Raw genomic sequence first — 20,218 nt, 5'->3', positions numbered from 1 at the left:
CCTGCGTCCCAACAGGTTTCCTAGGCCTCACGTTGGGAGGGCTCCTTGCGCGGTGTTCCAGCACGCCCGAGAACGAGAGGAACTCCCTATGGACAAGACTAACGCCGGGCGTCGGCCCAGGCACCCGCTGCGCTGGATCGGCCAACACCCCCACACCCGCCATGCGCGGGAATGGGCTCGACGCCAAGGACGAGACGTCTCCGGGGAGTTCCTGCGCGGTGCCGCCTACAAGCTCGGCAGCGGCGCCGTGACCCTGATCATTCTGTGGTGGGAGACCTGGCACTGAACCTCATGGTGGGCCCTGCACGGGGCCCACCACGATCACGCCCGCAGCCTCAATCGGCCCTGCACGACTGGGGATCCCCTCGCACCATCCGCTTCGTCCGGCGTCATCGGGTCCTCGTCGGCCGCGGTCTCGGCGACGGTGGGCCCGGCCGGCGGCCTGGTCCGTGACCGCCGTCAGCCGTTCCATTCATCAAATTGAACCGACCCCGCAGGGCGAGAACAACCGACACGGCCTGAGAAGTACGTAGTTGGCCCGGCGGGTGCCGCTCGCAGACGACCACGATGTGTCTGACGCGCCATGAATGGCGGTTCCTTTTCCTCCCGAGAACGGCGAGTGCCAGGAGCGGGTCCACAGCGAGGGCGCTGTGTGCTCCTACAGGCCGCGCCATATGCGGGTGATGTGGTCGATGGGACTGCGGGGGTGGTAGGGGTCGTAGTCGGGGTCGGCGTCCAGCTGGCGCAGCAGGGCGAACTGGTGGGGTGCACGCTGGCCGTCGCGAACGGGAGCCCATTCGGCGGCGATGGGCCACTGACTCAGTTGGGCCCGGATGCCGGAGCACCATTGCTGCCAGGACTTGCGGCCGACCCAGCCGAGTTGGCGCAGTTCGAGTTCGTCTTCGCACAGACGCAGGTATAGGCGTACGGCCTTGAGCTCTTCCCCGCAGCATCCGGTGCCGTCCTCCGCGACGAGAGCATCGGCAGGGAAGCGGTCGAGGATCTGCCAGTAGCGGTCGATGTAGGCGTCCTCGATGGCTTTGACGCGGGCACGTGTGGCGCCGGCCGAGCTGGTGATCAGCGCGGCGAGGGCGACGACGCCGGTGGCGAAGGCGACCCAGAATTCTGCGTTCATGGTGGGGTGTTCCTGAGACGGGTTGAGAGCGGGCGGTTGCCGCTCATGCGGGAAGTGCCGGGCGGGATCCCAAGACGTGCTGGCTGACGGGCGGCAGGTGTGGTGGCGCATGGGTGTCGCCGGCCCTGCCCCGGTGTGGTGGTCGGCGTAACCGGGGGTGTGGTCAGGCGATGTCGACGCCGTGGGCGCGGGCGAGGGCGTCGAGGCCGTCGGCCCAGCCCTGGCCGAGGGCGCGGAGTTTCCAGACGGGCTGGCCTGTTTGGGTGTGCCGGTACAGCTCGGCGATGACCATGGCTTTGATGTGCGGGTCCGCGGGCGGGGCGAACGTCCATGCGACGCCCGCAGAGGCGTCGATGTCGAGGGCGGCGTGGGCCAGGGCGGCGCAGGTCAGTCCGGTCTCGACGTCCATGTTGATGGCGATGGCGACGCGCTGGACCCGGTCGGGCAGGGCGGACAGGTGGACGGTGGCGCGTTCGACGGTGTGCGGCCCTTCGGGCCGTTTGCCCAGCAGGCGGGCGGCGCCGTCGGCGGCGGCGGGCTGGTTGTAGAAGACGAAGTCGTCATCGCCGGCCACCCGGCCGTCGTCCGCGGTGAGGAAGAGGGTGAGGTCGGCGTCCGCCCCGGTGAAGCGGAAGGCGATCTGCAGGCCCTGCCAGGCTTGTTCGGGCAGGACCAGCGTCTGCCCGGCCACCAGCGCAGCCGGTGTGGTGGGGGGCAGGGGCGGCACCGGCGGCGGGGACAGAGGAGCCGGCTGCGGTGTCGTGGTGAGTGTGCCGTGCTTCCATTCGGCGAACGAAGTCAGGCGGTAGGGGTCGCCGGCCGGAGTGCCGCTGTCGGGCGGGGTGTTGGCGCCGAGGGTGCGGTCGAGGTCGGCGAGGGTGGCTGCGCTGGAGCCGGTTTCGTCCTGGGCGTTGTCCAGCAGCTCCTGCAGGCCGGGTACCCGGCTCGTATCCAGCGCCTTGATGGTGGGGGAGAGGTTCCCGGAGGCAGTGGTGGTGACGGCGCAGGCGACGTCTTGGCCCAGGTCCAGGAACCGCAGCGCGTCCTCGGCCTGACGCCAGGGGCCGGCTTCGATCGCCTGACGGCTCCAGCGGCCGTAGGCGACGAAGCCCAGGCGCTGGGTGTCGGGCAGGCGGGTGAGGACGGCGAGGTCGATGGCGGTGATGCCCGGGGCGGTGGCGAAGCCTTCCTTGAGGGTGGCAATGACGTGGGAGCCCATCGAGGTCAGCCACCACAGGAGCCGGTCACGCTTGGTGAGGGTTTTCAGCGTGGGCCGCCCGCTGGAGGTCAGGCCGGGGGTCTGGGTGGGCAGCGTGTCGAGGTCCTGGTGCCGCATCAGCACGGACATCACCGAGCCGTCCACGCCGACGGCGCAGCCGGCGGCCGGATTGTCGGCGAAGGCCGTGTTCACGGCCTCGCAGACAATGTCCTCGTCGCCGGCGAGCAAACCCTGCCACCATTGGGCGGCCTCCTCAGCCATCCGATCCCGCACCCTCTGCAGGCGCGCGGACTCTGCCGCCAGATAGGCGGGAGCGTCCTGCTGGGCCCGCTGTTTGGCAGCGGCTCGTTCCGCCCTCGCCAGCCGGCCCACTCCCTGTAGGTGGAAGGCCTGTGCTTCGGCGAGCGCCCAGGGCAGACCCAGCTGCGGCACGTCAGGGATCACGGGCGGATGCGCGGCAGCAAACGACTGCAGGTGCACCTCGGTCATCTGGCGCCGCAGCTCACGCAGTTCAGCGATCGCGGCATCGCGCTGCGCCTCCTGCTGCGCCCGTTCCGCCTGCCGGCGTGCCCGCTCCAGTTGCGCGGCCGACGGCGCAACCGTGCGCGGGCGCGGGCTGCGCCGCGTCGTGGTGCGCCCCCGGCTGCCTTGAAGGGAGCTCGAGGCGTAGAACGGGCCGAGCCCGGAGGACAGGCGGGCACCGCCGCTGCCGACACTGATCCGTGCCGCACGTGGCCCGACCGAGGTACGCACCCCGCGCGTCGAGACACGCACACTCATCCCCGGAACACCCACACGGAAACCGAACCCCACGCGGCCCACCCCTTCCTCAAGGCGGACAGTGTGGCACTGGCACCCGTTCATCCCGAAAAACCGCTCCGTATGACCGCAGGCCGCGCGCGACGGCGTCGTCGGCAGGGGGAGGCGACCGCGGCGTCTGACGTGCAGTCCGCGGTGCTGGGTGTGGTCTCCGCGGCATCCTCGGGATGGTGTCGACGGTCCGTGCGCGGCGTCGGGGTGTTGCTACACGATGCGCGCGGTGCGGGCGGCAGCCATCCAGGAGGGGAACTCCTGGAGCAGTTGGTCGAAGAGGAAGTCGTCAGGGACGGCCTGCGGGGTGCGGCCGGCGTGGAAGAAACCGGCGTTGTCGACGACGCGGCGGGCGGGAACCGCGAGAGTGTCGAGCCGGTGCAGGAAGGCGAACTCGTTGTCGGAGGGGTCACCGAAGCCGATGAACTGCCAGAACAGGGGCAGACGGGCGGCCTTGCACAGGTAGCGTTCGGCGGCCCACTTGCTGGTCGGCCCCCCGTCCGTCTGGAAGACCACCAGAGCGGGGGCATCGCTTGCGGAGTCCAGGTAGTGGTCGATGACCGCGTCCATCGCCCAGTGGTAGTTCGTGCGTCCCATGTGCCCGAGATTCTCGTGCAGCTTGTTGATGCGGCCGCGGTGCCCGCCGAGCCTGAGGTCGGTGGATCCGTCGACGTCGGTGGAGAAGAAGATGACGGGGACGGTGCCGTCGTCGTCGAGGTGAGCGGACAGCGTCAGGACCTGTTCGGCGAGGTGCTGCATGGTGCCGTCCGCGTAGTAGGGCCGCATGGAGCCGGAACGGTCCAGCACCAGATACACGGCCGCGCGTACTCCCTCCAGCCCGTGGTCGCGGATGCCGGCGCCCGCCGTTTTGTAGAGGCTGACCAGGTCGGGGGCGTGTTCTTGCACTGTGGACAGGCCGATGGCGGAGGTACCCGCACTGCCGTTGATCTCGATCACTCCTCCAGGATGTTCTGAAGTCGCCGTGCAGGCCCGGGGTTTGCCGATGTTTCTGGCGTGACACGTCCTGTGCGGCGTGACGAGATGGGACCCTGGCCGGGCAGGCGGTTCTGCTGATCGCCGGTCAAGGCGGGGCAGCGGCCAGGGCCACCACGGCGGCGCCATGTCTGTTGCGCCGTCTGACCGGAGTCGGTTGCCTCGCTTGTCGCGGTGTTTGCCAGCGCTTGAACACGACGCTGTCCTGGCGCCCGACATGCCGTGCTGTACCGGCTCACCGAAGAGATCTCGTGGTGCTCCCTGACGCGACGTTAGTAGCGGGGTCCTGCGCTACGGCGGTGAACTCGCGGCAGGTATGGGACCCGGGGACTGTGCCGATAGGCACCAGGCGCACCGACGCCAGGCGCACCTTGACCGGTTCCTTCCCGATGGGCACCAGGACTGCCGTGCCGTCGGCGTCCCCCACTTTCAGGTAGGGCAGTGTCGGATCGAGGGTGCCTCCGTCGACGGGTACCTTCTGTGCTGGGCCGACAGGCAGGATGCACTCCCATACCGGATCGATGCCGTAGCCGGCGGGGGCGGCCTTGCCCTCGGCGGCGGCTGCGGAGGCGTCGAACCCGGCGTCGACGGCGGGCAGGTAGGCGAAGTTCCAGGCACCGATGAGCAGACCCCACGCGGAGAGCAGGGCGAAGGCGGCATAGCCGATCCATCGTTCGCGGACCATGAAGTGCAGATGCTGGGCCAGCCCCAGCAGGGCGGGGGCGATCAGCCATAGGCTCATCGCCCCCAACACGGCGAGCCCCGACTGGAATTGGTCCCAGGCCGGGATCTGGACGTCCTCGACCTCCACGTTGAGTTCGTTGAGGTAGAGGGTTGCCTGCCACAGTCCGGCGGACGGCAGCACGCCCGGGATGAAGGGCAGCACGGCGGGCAGGAGCCAGGGCAGCCCACCGCGCAGCGAAGTATGGCGAAACAGCAGCCCCAGCCCGCGCAGCACCAACAGGCCCGCCAGCAGGATGAGCAGCGCGTGCCCACCGGAGAAGATGTCGGGCGCGTACGCGGCGATGCCCTGGCCCGTGACCACGCCGGTCAGGAAGCTTCCTGCGCAGATTGCGGCCAGCGGCACGGCCAGAGCGCCCAGGGGCAGGCCAGGCCGGTTGCGTCTCAGGATGCCGGCGGCGACGGCCAGGGCGGCGAGCGCGGTCAGCACGAACGCCCAAAACCGGGCCTGGCGCACCGAGGTGTGGTCGTCCTGGGCAACCGCCACGCCGAGAAAGACAAGCACGACCGAGCAGTAGCCCATGCCCGCGAGCAGATGCTTGCGTGGCGCACCGAGTCCCGGGCCGTGCCCGAAAAGCTCCTGCCAGCGCAGCCTCACCTGTGCGTCCGCGGGCGGAGCGGCGGTACCAGGCAAGGGGGCCGCGGCGAGAGCCAGCGCCTCTGCCTCGCTGTCCGCGCGGATCTGCCGACCGGTGCCTCGCATCTGCGCCGCCGCGCGCCGAAGCCTCTCGAACGGACCTCCCCGTGGCGCGAGGTGAGGACGGTCGGCGGGGCGGAAAACGCTCCAGTGAAGACGGAAGTCGGGCTCGCCGCGCACCAAGTCGACGGCGATCACCGTCAGTTCCACCTTCAGCCGCTCCGCGAGAACCTCCAGCCGCTGCCGGGCACCATTCACCGCCCGATACGGCGAGCCGGGAAAGCGGACCTCCACGGTGTACCGGGCGCGGCCCGCGACACAGGCGGTGAGACCGTCCGGGACATCGCTTTCGAGGGACACCCACCCCCGGTCGGCCACCGCCGCGGTGAACAGCTCCTGATCCGTCAAGGTGCCCTGGACCGTGACCCGCGCGACGGCACGCTGATCCCAGCGCACTGCAGTCATCCCCCTCCTCCCCTCCCCGAAGAGGGCACGATAGAGCATGGGCGTGGGCTGCCCGTGACCGAGACGATCGGGCACCGCCGTCTGATGGACGGTTCCGTCGTACTGAACGTGCTCGCTCTGGTCATCTCGGCCGCAGCCCCGGGCACATCCTTCGTGGCGGCCCGCCAGCAGATCGTGCTCGCACGCCACTCGAACCTGCTGCCGATCGTCCTTGATCTCTTCAGGGAGACCCGGACACTCGAGTTCTCCCGGTCGACCGAATACATACGGGACCGGCTCGCCGGCGACGGGTATCGCAACCTCCCGGAGGAGGTGAAAGTGCACATCCGCCGGGTCGGGTTGTTCTACGACGACATCGGCACGCTCGTTGTCCACGGGATCGTCGACGAGCAACTGGTTCTCGGCGCCTACGGCAACGCGATCTTGCGGGCCTGGGACAGGCTGGCGCCCTTCGTCTACGCGGAGCGCAACAAGCACCGCAACGTGAGCATGGTGTACTTCGAGGATCTGGCCTGCCGGGCCGCCAGGACACCATGCAAGATGTCCACGCCACCGCGGGACTGAACACCCGCCCGCCGGCTCCCGAAGCCCAGTAGAATCTGCACTGCAGGTACAGCCGCCAGCCCGGACTAGATCGCGGGTGTGCCGGGGCCTGCGACTCTGGCGACGATACGCGCGAGTGATAGTCGCCCCTGGCCGCCTGCCGTTCGCGAGGGTTTCGCAGTGCCCTGTGTGATGCCGAGGGATCAGCGCCCCGTTCGGCAGTCCGGGGCGGAGGCGAGCCGGCCGGGTGAATCTCCAGGTCGTGCAAGCCGCACTTGGCAGGCGGCCGGCCTGCGTCCGTCACCACGCGATCCCTTCCCAGGCCACCCGGTGTACGCAATGCCCGGTCGGCCCCGGCTTGGCCGCGTGGGCGGGGGTGGGCCATGAGCACCGATGGCCCCGCCTGCATCATGGTGCCGCGCACCACCACGTCTCTTTGGCTTGGATCAACTCTCGCCCTGTCGCAGCAGGTTGGCCGTGCTGTGCCGGCCTCAGCCTGCGGGCGTGGGCTGGTTCCGGTCTGGGCTGGCCGTGGGGTGGAGGGGGTGTTGCAGGGTGCGGGTGTCGATGTCGGCGCGGTCGATGGTGCACAGGGAGGGGAGCATGGCGAAGATCGCGGCGGCGAGAGTGTTGTCGCCGCTCTCGACGCAGGGGATGTCGTCGTGGGTGCGGGCTTTGAGCAGGACGCCTTCGATGACGGTGTCGAAGAGGCGGGCGAGGTCGTGCCAGGTGACGCCGGGCCGCAGGGCGAGGCCGTAGCCGGGCAGGACTCTCTCGTACAGGTGCGCCCACTGGGTGAGGGACATGACTTCCATGGCATCGATGTACTGCCGGATGCGGGGCTGGCGGGGGAGCGCGGCCTGGATGAAGGTCTGCAATCCCACGATGGGCTCGTGCAGCGTGGACTGCAGTTCGGCCGCGGTGCCTTCTCTGATGAGCTGCCCCAACGTCAGCTGCGGTGCCATGGTGAGGAGTACCTCGTGCACCGCGCCGATGCGGCGCTGCACGACGGAGGGCCGAAAGAGATAGGCCACAAGATCGTCCAGGAAGGCTGCTTGGAAGCGCCAGGTGTCCAGCCACCGCTGCCGGTCGAGTCCTTCGGCCTCCCGCGCGTCGGGGACAACCCGCGCCGCGTGCCGCATCAGGTCTTCCGGGCCGAGGTTACGAAACAGCTTCACCTCCCCACCCAGCGCCGCCCTTGCACCATCGGCGAGATGGTGCTGATACAGCAGATGCAGCGCAAGATCACAAAATGCCCGGGTGCGCTTGTGGATGGCCCATTTGATCTGTGTCTCGCGCAGGGTGTGCACCTTGACCCTGGTGAACACCTGCGAGAGGTCCTCGTCCTCGGCGCCCAGCAGACGCTGCTGCCAGTCGTTCCACTCCCATAGGGCCCCCACACGTCCTCCCCGCCTAGCCGCACCGGGTCACCGATGTCAATGGCCATCACTGGTGGCCATCCGGTGTTGCCGTCTCTCATCGTCGCGGATCTCATCCACCCGCGGGAGCCATCGGAACGATCCATCGCGATGGGCTGGCCGGCGGCCGCACGCTGTGCGCGTCCACGATCCCTGAACCCACAGGAGCAGCGATGAATACGCGCCCGGCCCTCACCTCCATCGCCCACCGCACCCTGCGGCAGATGCCGGCTTGTCTGTCCGCCCTGGCCTGGCTCGCTGGCACCGTGCTCAGTCTGCTGGCCGTGGCAGAGGTCGCCACACTCGGCCACCCCGCAGCCGTCACGCTGTGCACGATCGCCAACACCTGCCTGGCCGCGGTGAAGGCGCGGCGCGCCCTGACCGGCCATCCGCCATCACCTAGCTGCACGAACCCAGGCGCGCATCAGCCCTCCTCCAGCGGCCAGTAGGCGTCACATCTACCCCGGGGCACCGCCCCATCGAGCGTGAGGGCGGCGAGGGCCGAACACTCGGTCACTCTCTCTCCCGGCCTACTGTGAGGAGCCGTGGTTGGCGGTGGTGTACGCGGCCACTCTCAACGCGCGGCCCGGCGAGCCGCTGCCCTGTGTCCTGCTCGTCGAGCACCTCGCGCAGTACGCGCAGGGACAGCAGCGGCAGGAACTGCTCGGCTGGGTGGCGGAGTACCGGTGACGTTCCGAAGCCCACCCGGCTTCGGATCCGGCCGTGTGGCACGCAGGGACCAGTGACGGCTGGCCGCTGGGCTGTTGATGTGAACCCGCGACATGGAGTCAGGCCCCGCGCCAGTGCCCGCGGGGCCGCGGCCAAGGACACGGCGGGGCCGCGAGTGCTCCCTGCGCCGGTCGCATCCGCCGCGCGGTGGACCTGGTGTGCAGCTGACTGGTTGCGCGGGTGCGCAACGTGTAGGGCGGTGGTGGTTGCGGTGCGGGGCAACCACCCGTCGAGGCTGGTGGGTTACGGATGTTCGTCGGGTGGTAGGGGCTGGGGGTGGCCGATGCGTTGCTGGGCCCGATGCGCGGCGGCCCGGCGGGCTTCCTGCTGTTGGCGCAGGCGTGCCTGCTTGAGGGCATCGATTTCGGGGGAGTGCGCTTGTTGAAGGTGCTCCGATGGGGGCGGGGTGAGGAGTCCAGGGAGGGTGAGGGGCGCGGGGGCAGCGGTGCCCCGGCGGGGCGAGGGGGCTGCGGAGCGGCGGCGGTGCTCCAGACGCCGCCACAGCCGGGTGATGCGGTCCCTGTCGGCATCGATGTGGCGTGCGACTTTCCACAACTGTTCCGCGTGCTGAAAGGCGACGGGAGTTCCCCGCTCCATGCCGTGCACCAGGTGGAGGGGAACCTGGCTCTCGCGGCTGACCTGGGGCATCGACTTGCCGGTGCGCAGGCGCGCCTGCTCAAGGAGCCGGCCCAGGCCCTTTTCCTCAACTGGGTATCCCGGCCTGTCGATGACGATTTGGCGCAGTCGTCGCCGGCTGAGCTCCAGATTGTCGGGGAGCGTGGCTTTGCGCGCGTCGACGGTCTCCTCGAGGTCGGCGGCCTCCAGCCCGGTGGCGCCGCTGAGGTCGGCGTCAGTGAGGGTGGCTTGCTGGAGATCGACGCGGAAAAGATCGGCCCCCCGCAGATCCGCGCCGGTGAGGTCGGCGCCGCGCAGGGAGACTCCTTCCAGGCAGATCCCTGACAGTCGCGCCGAGCGGAGATTGCAGGTGCTCAGGTCCACGGCCTTGAGGGTGGCGCCGGCGAGGTCGATGGGCAGCGGGTGGGCGGAGCGTAGGTGCGCGGCGACCAGGTTGACCGCAATGGACACGACCGGAGCGGTCGTGCGCTGCTCGCGTGCCTGGCGAATGAACTGGCACAGTGCGTCCACGACCGGCCCGCGCACAGTGGCGTCCTCGCGCAGCAGATGACCCAGCTCGTTGAGAGCCATGTGCTGGTTTTCGGTATCCCGTGACGCCAGACGGGTGTGGCAGTTGCGCAACGTGTCGTCCGCTACGGAGACGGCGGTCGGCTCTGGTGCGTGTCCGGGGCCGGCCAGTGCCTGGCGTACCTCGGTCAGCTGTGACTCGAGAACCCGGCATCGCTCCTCGGCCTCACGCGCGCGCATCTTCAATGCCGCGGTCTGCTCCTGGGTCTCCTCCAGCAGCGCCTGCCGCTCGTCCGTTGCCGCACGACGCTCTACCCGGTAGGCGGCGGCCAGCTCGTCCCGCTCCTTGCAGGCCTGGTTCCGATCCTCCTTGACGTCCTTCAGCTCACCGTGAAGCCGGTCGATCCGGGATTTGAGCTCGGCCCGCTCCGAGAGCAGATCCGTTTGCTCCTTCTTCAGCTTGTTGCGGTCCCCGGCAACGTTCTCCAGTTGCCATGTGACGGTTTCCAGCTGCTCGTTGAGACGATCGTGCTCCGCACGAGCCTGTTCGATCTCCTCATGCAGCTCTTCGATGAGGCGACTGTGGCCCTCGCACTCCTCGACCTTCTCCCGAAAATCCTGCTCCCGCTGAAACAGGCGGTGCTTCGCCGGTTGAGACTTGGCGATGGAGTCGAAATAGAGACCGAGCACATGCTGTTTCACATCGTCAGCGAGCTGCTCCTGTTCGGATTTGCCTTCGTCCAGGGCATCGAACATCTGCTCCAGAAAGTCGGACGTGACCGGTCGGTCCCCGCTCAGGTAACGCGAGAGCGTGGTGACACTGGGTGGCTCCTCCCCGGAGCGGTGCCGCCCGATGGCATCACGGAACTCTGTCAGTGACTTCCAGTTGCTGTTCCCGTACAGCTCACGAAGCTTCTCAACGAGAGCGAGCTTTGGCCCCGCCTCCTTGATCTTGATCTCCCGAAGGGCCCGTCGAACCAACCCTTTACCTGCCACAACCACCTCTGGATGCTCATGCTGCCGATAGGCAATGATCCCACCGCGGCGGATGCCACGTGGCAATGAAAGGCCATTGCACATAGAGGAGTTGCTGCGTCTTACGGCAACGGGAGCTCTTCGTGAAGAGTCGGCCCGTGGCCGGCAGCTGTCGGCCGTAAGGCGGCCCGCCACGTTCAGCCGGCTAAGCGCACGTGGCGGGCCCGAGCCCCGGAGGACTCATGAACAAGTGGACCACGACTGACCTGTACGCACTGGCCCTTCTCGGCCTTACGGTGAGTCTGTTCACATACAGCAACCCGGAACTCGCCGCTGCGGTGAGCTCCGGTCTCGACTCGATCACCATTGTGCTGGCGTTGATCGCGCTCCTCGCCGGCTAGCGTCACGAGCCCGCCGAGCGGCGATGTTGAGGCGGCCAACTGCTCATGTCGGCCGTCCAGTTCATGGCTGCTGAACCTGTGGGATGTCGCCCCGGCACGGCAGTTAGGTCCCTGCGGGCGACGCTCACCGAGGCGGGGCTGAATGCGAGGTGGCCCCGCCCATCTGTCACGGGGGTTGGGCAGACGGGCGGGGCGGCTAAAGGGGCGGTCAGGCGCGCCAGAGGGCTTTGGCGGCTAGGACGCGGGCGAGGATGCGGGTGGCGTCGGGGTCGGGGCCGACGAGGTGGGCGTGTGCGCGGTGGGCCCAAAGATCCCATCCGGGGCCGGAGCTGCCCATTTCGTGTCCCAGGCAGACGGCGTCGTCGGGGTCGGTGATCGGTTGGTCGCAGGCCCGGCAGACGGGCAGGACGGGTGTCATGGCGTGCCCGCGATCCGTGCGTGGCACGGGCAGGTGCAGCGTGCCTGCAGGACGCCGGCGCCGTACGGCGGGCGGATGTCCTGGGTCTGACGGCAGTCGCGGAAAAGGCCCGTGTGCCCTGGCCGGTGGGCGAGCGCGCACTCGGCGGACATGGTCGAGGTGTCGACGGCGGGCACGGTCATCCGCATGTCCCCTGACGGTGCAGCAGGTTCACCGCACGGGCCTGTTCGCGCGTCGCTCCCAGCTGTTCCTCGTTGGTGGCGGGTCGGACGCGGGTGGGGTCGGCGTCCCCCTCGCGTCCGCCGGCCGGCGGCCGGAGCTCCACGTACGGGCCTTTGTGCCCCATGACGTGTCCCGGTGTGTTGCGCTGGGTGTCGATTACCAGGGCACCGGCCGGCTGCATCACCGCTCGCCTTTTCGCTTCAGGGCTTGCGCCAGCCGGTCCGCCACGTTGGCACGCACACGCCCCAGTTCAACAAGCTGCAGCGCGGGGGACGCCGGATCGACTCCCAGCGAGGGCAGGACGATCCCGGCCTCGTGCAGTGCTGCGCGCAGGGATTCCACAGCCGTGTACGGGTCGACGTCCGGCAGTTCTCTGGTGGCCATGAACAGGACGCTAGGGGCGGGGAGTTGGCCGACGGTACGCTGTTTTCGCGAAATTGCTCGGAGCCTGCTACGGATTGCTGGTGTTTTCTCCTGGGTACAGCCGCGTCCCGTGGCGGCGCCCTGAGGCCGCGCCCATGCTGAGTGGATCACCCCCCTTGGAAGGGAGAGCGTCCATGGCTCGTCAGCTACGCTTCACCGGCACGGACAGCAAGGTCGACGGCTGCCCCGCCCTTCATACGGACCTCGGCACAGGCGAGATCGTGGTGCAGGGCAAGCCCCTGACCGAACCGGACGACGTCGCCCAGCTCCGGCACTTCGGGCCGGACGAGGCGGCCGTCGTCGTTCCGCGCGAACTGCTCGTGAACTGGGGGCCGAAGGAGGTGGAGCGGGTGCCGGACATCGTCGACCGGGACACGTTCCGCCGCCTGTTCCACACCTTCGAGCACACCGCGTGGCGTCTGGAGACACGGCGCGGCTACGCATCGGACCGTCAGGACCCCGACTATCAGGCGTTTTTGGCCACCGGCAACTCGCCCTGCGACCCGGATGAGCCGTGGTTCGTCAACATCAGGGCCCAGACGACGGCGGGCAAGCGGGTGGGACGCGTCCGCGTCGCCGACCACCCGCCCACCACGGAACAGCTGTTCCTGCTCGACTACGCCCGGCACAACGCCGCGGCCGGGGAGGACATCCGCTACCTGTGGCGCAAGGACGCGGAACGGGCCGCCCTGCCCGCCGAGGACTTCTGGATCTTCGACTCGCGCCTGGTCGCCCTGCTGCACTTCGACGACGACGACACCCTGCGCACCATCGAGCTGATCACCGAACCGGCACAGGTCGTGCGGTTCGCCATGGTGCGCGACGCGGCCCTGCACCACGCCGTGCCGTTCGACCGGTTCGCCACCCAGGTCGCCACGGACGAATAGCGCGCGGGACCGGTGAGTACCGACTACCAGCAGGCACGGGCGGCACTGGGCGCGCGGCTGCGCGAACTGCGCTTATCGTGCCCCGGTGGCCGGCTCACCGGCCGGCACCTCGCCCTACGGCTCGGCTGGCCAGGATCCAAGGTCAGCAAGCTGGAGAACGGCAAGCAGACGGCCACCCCCGAGGACCTTCGAGCCTGGGCAGAAGCGACCGAGCAGCCGGGCGCATTTCCCGAACTCGCCGCCCGGCTGACCGGCTTCGAATCCCATATCCGCTCCTGGCGCAGAGCCCTCGCGAACGGCTTCAAGCCGCTGCACGAAGGGCTGAGCGCAGAGATCGAGCGCACCACACAGCTGTGGGTCTGGGAAGAATCGGTGATCGCCGGATTGCTCCAGACCCCCGAATACGCCCGCCACGTCCTTCAGCGCTACTCCGAACTGCTCGGCGGGGCCGACGACATCGAAGACGCCGTGCGCGCCCGGGTACAGCGACAGCAGTGGCTCTACCGGCCCGGCCGCACGCTGCACGTCCTGATGTGGGAGGCCGCGCTGCGTTCGCTGATCTGCCCGCCCTCGGTGCTGGCTGCCCAGCTCGACCGCCTCACCGGCCTGCTCGGGATGGACACGGTCGAGCTGGGCGTCATCCCCTTCACCGCGGCCGTGAAGATCGTGCCCGCGAACGGTTTCTGGGTCCTCGATGACCGCCTGGTCGTCGCCGAGGACTGGCACGCCGAGCTGTGGCTGGACGACACCGACAACCTCACCCTGTACCGGAAGGTCTGGCAGACGCTCCGGGAGTCCGCGCTCTACGGCGCCGACGCCCACAACGTGATCAATGCGGCGCGACGGTCCCTGAACCCGCGCTGACGAGGTGCTCTCTGCGCACTCTCGCGCAGGTTGCCGCTACACCGAGGTCGAGGGTGAGGACGTCCGCCACCGCGCTCGGACAACCCACCGCCGTGGTGGGGTTCATGGTCGGACTGTCGTCGTTGATGGTCGATGGCCGGGGGGAGTGGTCGGGTGTGGCGGTTGGGGCGTCTTGGGTCGTGCCGTCTGTCGCAGGCCGCTGGGGGGCTGACGTTGTCGGGATGGCTGGGCCCGTTGCGACCGGTGTGGCTGCGGTGGTGGGCCGAGTTGGCCTGCACAACGACGGCAGGTGCGCGGACATCTCGGTGCGCAGTGCGCACCAGCCACGGTTTGGAGGGATGGCCCGCAACCGGGCGTCAGGCAGGGCTGGGCGGGAAGGAAGCCGATCGTGACCATCACCGTCGCGCACTGGGACCGCGTCTTCGCCGCAGGGGAAGGGCGGCGGGTCACCCCGGCAGAGCTTCGTTTCCTCGCGCAGCATGTCCGACCAGAGCCGGGGCAGCGGGCCATGGACGTCGGCTGCGGCCTCGGCGCGTACGCCGCCGAGCTCACCGGACTCGGCTACCGCACCCTCGCCGTCGATTGGGCCGAGGCGTCCGTCGCCGCGGTACGTGACCGGTACGCCGGCCTCTTGCCCGGCCTCACTGCGCGGCACCTGGACTTCGAGGACGACCAGACGGTCGTCAACACTGTCCCGGCCGGAGAATTCGCCCTGGTGACCATGCGTCTGGTGTTCGCGTTCATGTCGGACAGGACGGCGGCTGCGCAGCGGGTACGACGCCTGCTGGCCCCGGACGGAGCATGGGTCGTGACCACGCCGCTCGCGGAGCAGCTGGCTGCGGAGCGGGCACACATCGGCCTGACACGAGCCGACCTCGGCGCGCTCGTCGAGGGCTGGTCGAGCGGCTGCTGGTGCGACCTCGAGTCGGGCGGCCTGCGATGTTTTGTGCTACGCCCATAGCACCGCCTCGGGCGTGCGACGGCCCCGTCCTCGAGGACCGAGGCGGAGCTGTGGTCGTGCAAAGGCGCGCCGATGGGCGCCCAACCGGCCCAGAAGGCTGCGAACCTGCCGGGTGGTCCATCAGATGGCGCACTGCAGGCAGGCATGCTCGCCGGGGACGGCATGCTGCAGGCCCGTGTCTGGTCGAACCTGGCGATGCAGGCTTCGCCTGCTGGATCGTGACCAGGAGGCGCCGAGGATCGGCCGCGCGGCCCTGGAGCCCGGACAGCCCGCACGGCGCGGCCGCAGCGCGGACATGGGCGAGTGTGACGGACGACCAGGCCATGCAGCGACACACGGCCCAGAGCGGCTTGAGGGATAACACCCGTCTGCGGCTGGTGCCGCGCCGCCGCAAGGGCTGTGGCACCACCGCTGGACGAGGCACAACAGACGTGGCACTGAACCCCGTTGGGTCTCAATTCGGCACTACCTGCCAGTAGGGCGCATTAAGACCACCGGTGTCGATTCTTCATGTAAACGACATCGGGGGGATCATGAACGAGGTAGCGCTGGACTGCGTCAGGGATCTCGACTAGAATCCGCTGATCACCGCGCAGCAGCATTCCCAGTTCGCGGGTGTCGTGGCCGGTCTCGTCTTCACCGTCATCGCCGTGCTTGTCGTGACGCCGAAAGACGTGAAACTGGAAGCCACCCTGCAGCTCTTCGTCGCCACGCTCTTCGCCTTCGCCTACGACTCCTACGGCTACGGCGTGATCTCCGGCGAGCAGGTGTGCGCGCGGGGCTACGTCGAAAGCGTCATGTGTGGCGCGGTGCTGGGCATCGGCGCCACTGGACTGCTCACCGGATTGGCCTGGCTCGTGCACTCCTACGACTACACCGGTCCGGCGCTGCGCCTGGTCCGTCTCGTCAGCGGCGCCGTGTCCCTCATCGTCGCACTCATGATCATTGTGAGTGCCCAGGGCTACGCCCAGGCCGTGCTGTATCCGACAGCGTGGCGCGGCCCGCTCGAAACGTCGTTGTACGTCCTCACCGCGGCCTCGGCGCTGATCGTGGTCTGGGCCTACAGGAAGCCCGCCACCAACCGTGCCTACGCCGTCAGATGGGCCTCCAGAACTTCTGCGGCGTTCGTCCTCATCAGCGCCATCGTCGCCGGCATTGCCGCGTCCTTCCCGGAGCACTACTGGAACACCAGTGCATCGTGGCTGGTTCTGGGAGTGGTCGGGCTGTCGGTCACCCTTCCTGCGGCATCCGTGGTCCTGCACGTGCGTTCCCTGCCGGACTAGACCGCAGCGGCGGTGCCGGGCGATGGGGCAGGCTAACGACGCTTGCCCCCTTGCGACGCCGCACAGAGCGTGGACTTGACAGGTCAGTGGAGCCAGTGCACGGGGCGCGCCGTGCTGTGCAGTAGTACGGCGCGCTGGTCCTGCACTGTCGGCTCGGCTACAGCAGCGCAGCCGCGGCCGCCGTGATGGGATTGGACGCGAGCAGCGTTCTCGCCAGGGCTGCAGGTGGCGCCGCAACGAGCCCCCCTGCCTCCCGCATGCCGGCACTCGCCAGCACCACCGACGAGGACGCACTCTTCACCGCCCAGATCGACCTTCACATCCAGGCGATCCGCGCGACGGCGAACGGCACACCCGTCGTCGCACCCTCGCAGTGAAGGACCTCGATGCCCCCAGGGGCCGGTGAAGTAGCCCGCTGTGAGCGCGTGCTGGTGCGGGGGTTCGTGGCTATGACCTGACCTGAGTGAGCTGAGCGGACGGGGCTGCCTCGCAAAGTCGAAAGTCTCCGAACTGCACACTGAGAGGCCCTGTGGAGTCCAACTGCTCTTGTACCGCCGGGATTTTGCGTCCTCCAGGCGGTCGGCCCTCCCGCCGTGAAGCCGGCCCGGTCGAGCAGGGGAACGTTGGCCAAGGCCGGCCAGTGGGCGGTACACCTCGCCATGCCCCGTGGCCTCCAGTCCGAGGTACAGCGACTTCGGGCCATGGCACGGCGGGGCAGCGGGACCAGGCGCGGGGCGAACGCGTCCCGGGACCCCCGGCGGGTTCTCGTAGAACCGGCGGGAGATCGGCTCGTCGATCGAGTCGAAGGGCAGCGAGAGGTCGGTGGTGCGCACCTCGGGCTGAGCACGGGGTGGCGTGATCACGCCCTGGGACTCAGCCCCACCCGGACAAGTTTCGTTCAAGCCGGGAAAGGTCCGACCTCGCCTCAGAAACTGCCTGCGCGGGCGTGGTCGAACGCGTTGCCCTGCGGATCTCGCCGGCCCTCCTGTCGACCCACCTCTGCTTCCCCTCCTTCTCGCCGTCACGAAAGCCCGCCCGTCCGCAGCAGCTCCCGCCCAGGCCACCGAGACTGCCTTCCTTCCCCGCGCGAAGGTCGCCGTACTGAGACGCCACGTCCTCGGCGGCTTTCCGAGCCGCGGCATACCCGGGCTGCTTCTCGCACGGCCCGGCATGGCTGGGCTGGGGAGGGCCGTACTTCGGCAGAGCCATCATCTTGCGGTCGTACTCGGGTACTTCGGCTCCAAGCGCCCGGTCGATCGCCATGGGCCTGCCATCGCCCACCTCGTTCCTGACCCACCACTCGGCGTCCGTGAGCCGGTCCAGAGCCGCTTTCACGCCGGGTGGAATCCGGTGGCCCCAGCGCGTACCGACGAGCTTGTCTCTGATTCTGGTCGCTTTGCGGCGGGTTCGTTCGGTGCCGCCAGCCATGGCAGGCAAGGGAGTCAGTGCGGCGAGTGCGGCATCGAGCCGGTCCCTGTTGTCGATCCACCACTTGGCGCCGGTCAGGCGGCTCAGCAATATCCGGTAGGGCTCGTCCATCGTCGTTGGCCACGAGCCACCCCACCGCGCGTGCACATATCGGTCCCGTATGTCCGCGGCCCATGACTGCTGCCGGGGGCTCCCACTGCTGATGGCGGGAAGCGCCGTGAACTGCCGCTGATCACCCACAACGTGCCCTGTCCTGTTGCCTCTTGGGCCCCACAGTGTGGCAAGTGGTTCCCCGATCGCGCTATACCCGGCAGCCTGACGGACCGCGTTCTCACGGTCCAGGAAATGGTGCTCGTAGACCGCGCACGGGGTGACAGCCGTACGCATTTGAGGCCGGCATTCGAGTGCCTCGGTGGTACCGGTCTTCGGCCATCCCTGGACCAGTGCCTGCGCCAGGCCCGGTTTCTGTGGCGCTTTCGGCGGGACGTCAGCACAGGAGGTGGCGTCCCGCCGGGGCCAGTTCGGGGGCTAGCGGCCGTTGGCATACGGTGCACCGCAGCTTGCCGGGTGGTACCGGGGGCAACGGCGCGGGCTGCGGCTTTCGGGAGCGCTCGCGGGCCTCACGGACGGCCTGGGCATAGCGTTCCTGGCTGCGCTGCCGCAGCTGTGCGTCCCTTCGTGCATCCCGCTGTGAGTCGTGCAGCCGGTCTTGCAGGTCCTCGGGCAGTATCGCCCCGGTTGGCCCGAGCTCCAAGGAGGTGAGCGGCATCGAGACGCGTTCCAGCGCGTCGAGTGGGCACGGTGGATGGTGCAGACCGAAGACGGACAGGTCGGGGACGTCCCACCACTCGCCCCGGCGGGCATGGGGTTGGCCCAGTGACGTCGCTGCCTCCCGCTTCGAGACGGAGTAGAACCACACGGGCAGGCCCTCGTCGAGCACGATGTGCGGGACGTGCACGCGTGGGCGCCAGAACCACACGTCGACTACGCCCTGGCGTATGTAGTCCCGGTGACGCACGCGCCAGCCGTCATCGGTCATCAGCATCCGCTGCGCTTCCAGCGCCACCTTCGTGCCGTCGTGCAGCAGTACTTCGACGTCCGCGCGCCGGTCGTGGTCCTGGGTCCACTGCTCCAGCCGTACGCGCGCGACGCTTGGGCGCGACCGCGCCCAGACGGCCAGGGTGTGTTTCGTCGTGAGGCGCCAGACCGTTTCGGGGTGGTGGCCGCCGGCGGGGGCGCGGCCGGGCGGGTGCGCGAAGTGCCGGCGTACCTTGCCTCCCAGACGGCCGCGCGTCACGAGCGGTACCTGCGTGCCCGGCGCCGCCTCGAACCCGCGCAAGCAGTAAAAACACACCAGTTGGCCGGTGCCGCCGTATCCGATGCGTCGCCATTGTTCCGACGACCGCTCAGAGACGTGCACCTCACGGCCCGTTTCTAAATCGAAGCCGACCACCAATAAGTCGTCTTGCACTGCCCCATCCCCTCCCTGTACTCGAGACGCGCCGATCCACGGCACACGGCTACACATCCATTCCAGCAGCGCCGACTGTCAACTGGTGCCGCCTTTCACGCCGGGCGTGCGCTGCCAAACAGGCTGTGCTCGCCTTCTACGACGCCGTGGCCGAGCACGGCACGGCTCAGGAGCTCATGGGCGATGAAGTCCTGGCGAGCATCGCCCGCGACCTCGTCGCGGAGGTCCAGAAGAAGCTCAAGCCCGACTGGATCGCCCGTGAACCGGTCCGCGCCGGTCTCCGCAGCGCCATCAAGCGCCTGCTGGCCCGACACGGCTACCCGCCGGACCGGCGCGCGGAGGCTGTCGACCTGATCCTGAAGCAGATGGAGCATTTCGCCAACGAGTGGTCCACCACCGCGCACCCTGCGAGAGTCGGCCGTGTTCGGCACCGACGCCCAGAACCTGATCAGCCACACCCGCCGTGAGAACTCAACCTCACCTAGACCTGCCCAGAGTTGCCCCGGGGCAGCTCTGGCCGCTGGCAGGTGCGCCCTGTGGGTATGCCGCTGAACAGCGAAACCCGCGAGCTGGTGAGTGCAGCCAGTTCGAGGACATCACCCCCGAAGGGCGCCGCGCCGCCTCCGGCGGACAGTTCACCGCCCGCTTATCGGGCCGATCGCCCGGCTGGGCGCCTGCATGTCATCGTCGTCGTCTGGCTCGGCTGTCCGCCTCGACGCGCGCGGCTCCGCCCCACGGCCGGTGACCCGCCGGGGCCGGAGCCGCTCACGTGCGCCTGTGATGCGCATCCGCTGGCCCCGTGAGTCCAACAGCGCAGGGACGTGTGCGCCCTTGTGTAGTCGGCTGCGTATTCGCGGCCGTGACCACTGCGCAGCCCTCGCGTACCGGTTGACGTCCGGTGCTCAACGATCGGCTCCGATGCACATGGCTGCGCAGTTGAGCCGGATGGCCAGCTTCCTCCGATGTGCATTCGGTGGTCGGTTGCGTAGGTTCCGGCCTGACCGCCTGCGCAGCGTTGTGACCTGCCGTGGTCAGGCTCGTGGTCGGGGCTG

At 68.9% G+C, this 20,218-nt stretch carries 21 protein-coding genes and 1 pseudogene; 10 read left to right on the top strand and 12 right to left on the bottom strand.

Features of this window, described 5'->3' with window-relative positions; genetic code table 11:
- The first annotated feature begins 88 nt into the window (after positions 1-88).
- Entirely contained in the window at positions 89-286 is a 198-nt protein-coding gene (locus ACGFYN_RS41890) for a hypothetical protein (RefSeq protein WP_393871264.1), read from the top strand.
- A gap of 372 nt (positions 287-658) precedes the next feature.
- Here ACGFYN_RS41890 and ACGFYN_RS41885 read toward each other — a convergent pair whose 3' ends face one another.
- The 4 genes from ACGFYN_RS41885 to ACGFYN_RS41870 all read right to left on the bottom strand — a co-directional run bounded on the left by ACGFYN_RS41885 (position 659) and on the right by ACGFYN_RS41870 (position 6,075).
- On the bottom strand, positions 659-1,135 hold the full coding sequence (locus tag ACGFYN_RS41885; protein WP_393871263.1) for a hypothetical protein: 477 nt from the start codon (positions 1,133-1,135) through the stop codon (positions 659-661).
- 163 nt (positions 1,136-1,298) lie between these two features.
- The gene (locus ACGFYN_RS41880; protein ID WP_393871262.1) at positions 1,299-3,134 is read right to left on the bottom strand and encodes a TerD family protein; all 1,836 of its coding nucleotides are present in this window, start codon (positions 3,132-3,134) and stop codon (positions 1,299-1,301) included.
- Between the two features lie 243 nt (positions 3,135-3,377).
- Positions 3,378-4,121: a vWA domain-containing protein gene (locus tag ACGFYN_RS41875; RefSeq protein ID WP_393871261.1), complete on the bottom strand. Its 744-nt coding sequence runs from the start codon at positions 4,119-4,121 to the stop codon at positions 3,378-3,380.
- A gap of 271 nt (positions 4,122-4,392) precedes the next feature.
- Positions 4,393-6,075 carry a hypothetical protein gene (locus ACGFYN_RS41870; RefSeq protein WP_393871260.1) on the bottom strand — a complete coding sequence of 561 codons (1,683 nt, stop codon included), beginning with the start codon at positions 6,073-6,075 and terminating at the stop codon, positions 4,393-4,395.
- Here ACGFYN_RS41870 and ACGFYN_RS41865 point away from each other — a divergent pair.
- Positions 6,055-6,564, top strand: a complete 510-nt coding sequence (locus ACGFYN_RS41865) for a hypothetical protein (protein WP_393871259.1) — start codon at positions 6,055-6,057, stop codon at positions 6,562-6,564. The two genes, ACGFYN_RS41870 and ACGFYN_RS41865, sit on opposite strands and share 21 nt — an antisense overlap.
- A 470-nt stretch (positions 6,565-7,034) precedes the next feature.
- Here the strand turns inward: ACGFYN_RS41865 and ACGFYN_RS41860 are convergent, their stop codons facing one another.
- Positions 7,035-7,943, bottom strand: coding sequence for a hypothetical protein (locus ACGFYN_RS41860; protein ID WP_393871258.1), 909 nt, complete (start codon positions 7,941-7,943; stop codon positions 7,035-7,037).
- Positions 7,944-8,134: 191 nt separating this feature from the next.
- Between ACGFYN_RS41860 and ACGFYN_RS41855 the strand changes: the two genes are divergently transcribed.
- Positions 8,135-8,410, top strand: a complete 276-nt coding sequence (locus ACGFYN_RS41855) for a hypothetical protein (protein WP_393871257.1) — start codon at positions 8,135-8,137, stop codon at positions 8,408-8,410.
- Positions 8,411-8,486: 76 nt separating this feature from the next.
- Positions 8,487-8,651 (top strand): annotated as a pseudogene (locus ACGFYN_RS41850) (hypothetical protein); the annotation flags it as partial.
- A 282-nt stretch (positions 8,652-8,933) separates the two neighbouring features.
- Here the strand turns inward: ACGFYN_RS41850 and ACGFYN_RS41845 are convergent.
- On the bottom strand, positions 8,934-10,913 hold the full coding sequence (locus ACGFYN_RS41845; protein ID WP_393871256.1) for a pentapeptide repeat-containing protein: 1,980 nt from the start codon (positions 10,911-10,913) through the stop codon (positions 8,934-8,936).
- Between the two features lie 137 nt (positions 10,914-11,050).
- Between ACGFYN_RS41845 and ACGFYN_RS41840 the strand changes: the two genes are divergently transcribed.
- Positions 11,051-11,209: a hypothetical protein gene (locus tag ACGFYN_RS41840; RefSeq protein WP_393871255.1), complete on the top strand. Its 159-nt coding sequence runs from the start codon at positions 11,051-11,053 to the stop codon at positions 11,207-11,209.
- Between the two features lie 208 nt (positions 11,210-11,417).
- On the opposite strand, the gene ACGFYN_RS41835 is transcribed toward ACGFYN_RS41840, so the two are convergent.
- The 4 genes from ACGFYN_RS41835 to ACGFYN_RS41820 are packed head-to-tail and all read right to left on the bottom strand — an operon-like array spanning position 11,418 to position 12,233.
- Positions 11,418-11,627 (bottom strand): hypothetical protein, encoded by a 210-nt coding sequence (locus tag ACGFYN_RS41835; protein WP_393871254.1) that lies wholly within the window; start codon positions 11,625-11,627, stop codon positions 11,418-11,420.
- The gene (locus ACGFYN_RS41830) at positions 11,624-11,815 is read right to left on the bottom strand and encodes a hypothetical protein (protein WP_393871253.1); all 192 of its coding nucleotides are present in this window, start codon (positions 11,813-11,815) and stop codon (positions 11,624-11,626) included. The genes ACGFYN_RS41835 and ACGFYN_RS41830 overlap by 4 nt, the downstream gene beginning before the upstream one ends.
- Entirely contained in the window at positions 11,806-12,030 is a 225-nt protein-coding gene (locus ACGFYN_RS41825; protein ID WP_393871252.1) for a hypothetical protein, read from the bottom strand. Before ACGFYN_RS41825 ends, ACGFYN_RS41830 begins: the two co-directional genes overlap by 10 nt.
- Positions 12,030-12,233 (bottom strand): hypothetical protein, encoded by a 204-nt coding sequence (locus ACGFYN_RS41820; RefSeq protein WP_393871251.1) that lies wholly within the window; start codon positions 12,231-12,233, stop codon positions 12,030-12,032. The genes ACGFYN_RS41825 and ACGFYN_RS41820 overlap by 1 nt, the downstream gene beginning before the upstream one ends.
- A 173-nt stretch (positions 12,234-12,406) precedes the next feature.
- Here ACGFYN_RS41820 and ACGFYN_RS41815 point away from each other — a divergent pair, with 173 nt between their 5' ends.
- The 4 genes from ACGFYN_RS41815 to ACGFYN_RS41800 all read left to right on the top strand — a co-directional run bounded on the left by ACGFYN_RS41815 (position 12,407) and on the right by ACGFYN_RS41800 (position 16,267).
- Positions 12,407-13,159, top strand: a complete 753-nt coding sequence (locus tag ACGFYN_RS41815) for a DUF6879 family protein (protein ID WP_393871250.1) — start codon at positions 12,407-12,409, stop codon at positions 13,157-13,159.
- Positions 13,160-13,171: 12 nt separating this feature from the next.
- On the top strand, positions 13,172-14,023 hold the full coding sequence (locus ACGFYN_RS41810) for a helix-turn-helix domain-containing protein (protein ID WP_393871249.1): 852 nt from the start codon (positions 13,172-13,174) through the stop codon (positions 14,021-14,023).
- A 388-nt stretch (positions 14,024-14,411) separates the two neighbouring features.
- Positions 14,412-14,984, top strand: coding sequence for a class I SAM-dependent methyltransferase (locus tag ACGFYN_RS41805; protein WP_393871248.1), 573 nt, complete (start codon positions 14,412-14,414; stop codon positions 14,982-14,984).
- A 620-nt stretch (positions 14,985-15,604) separates the two neighbouring features.
- A complete protein-coding gene (locus ACGFYN_RS41800) occupies positions 15,605-16,267 on the top strand; it encodes a hypothetical protein (protein ID WP_393871247.1) in 663 nt (220 codons plus the stop codon).
- 873 nt (positions 16,268-17,140) lie between these two features.
- Here ACGFYN_RS41800 and ACGFYN_RS41795 read toward each other — a convergent pair.
- Positions 17,141-17,806 (bottom strand): hypothetical protein, encoded by a 666-nt coding sequence (locus ACGFYN_RS41795; RefSeq protein ID WP_393871246.1) that lies wholly within the window; start codon positions 17,804-17,806, stop codon positions 17,141-17,143.
- A 376-nt stretch (positions 17,807-18,182) separates the two neighbouring features.
- Positions 18,183-18,992: a competence protein CoiA family protein gene (locus ACGFYN_RS41790; RefSeq protein ID WP_393871245.1), complete on the bottom strand. Its 810-nt coding sequence runs from the start codon at positions 18,990-18,992 to the stop codon at positions 18,183-18,185.
- 299 nt (positions 18,993-19,291) lie between these two features.
- Between ACGFYN_RS41790 and ACGFYN_RS41785 the strand changes: the two genes are divergently transcribed.
- Positions 19,292-19,633 (top strand): type I restriction enzyme endonuclease domain-containing protein, encoded by a 342-nt coding sequence (locus ACGFYN_RS41785; protein WP_393871244.1) that lies wholly within the window; start codon positions 19,292-19,294, stop codon positions 19,631-19,633.
- The last annotated feature ends 585 nt before the right edge of the window (positions 19,634-20,218 follow it).

Source organism: Streptomyces sp. NPDC048419 (genome assembly GCF_043200415.1).
Lineage (GTDB): Bacteria > Actinomycetota > Actinomycetes > Streptomycetales > Streptomycetaceae > Streptomyces.
This window is presented reverse-complemented; position numbering and strand designations above follow the sequence as displayed.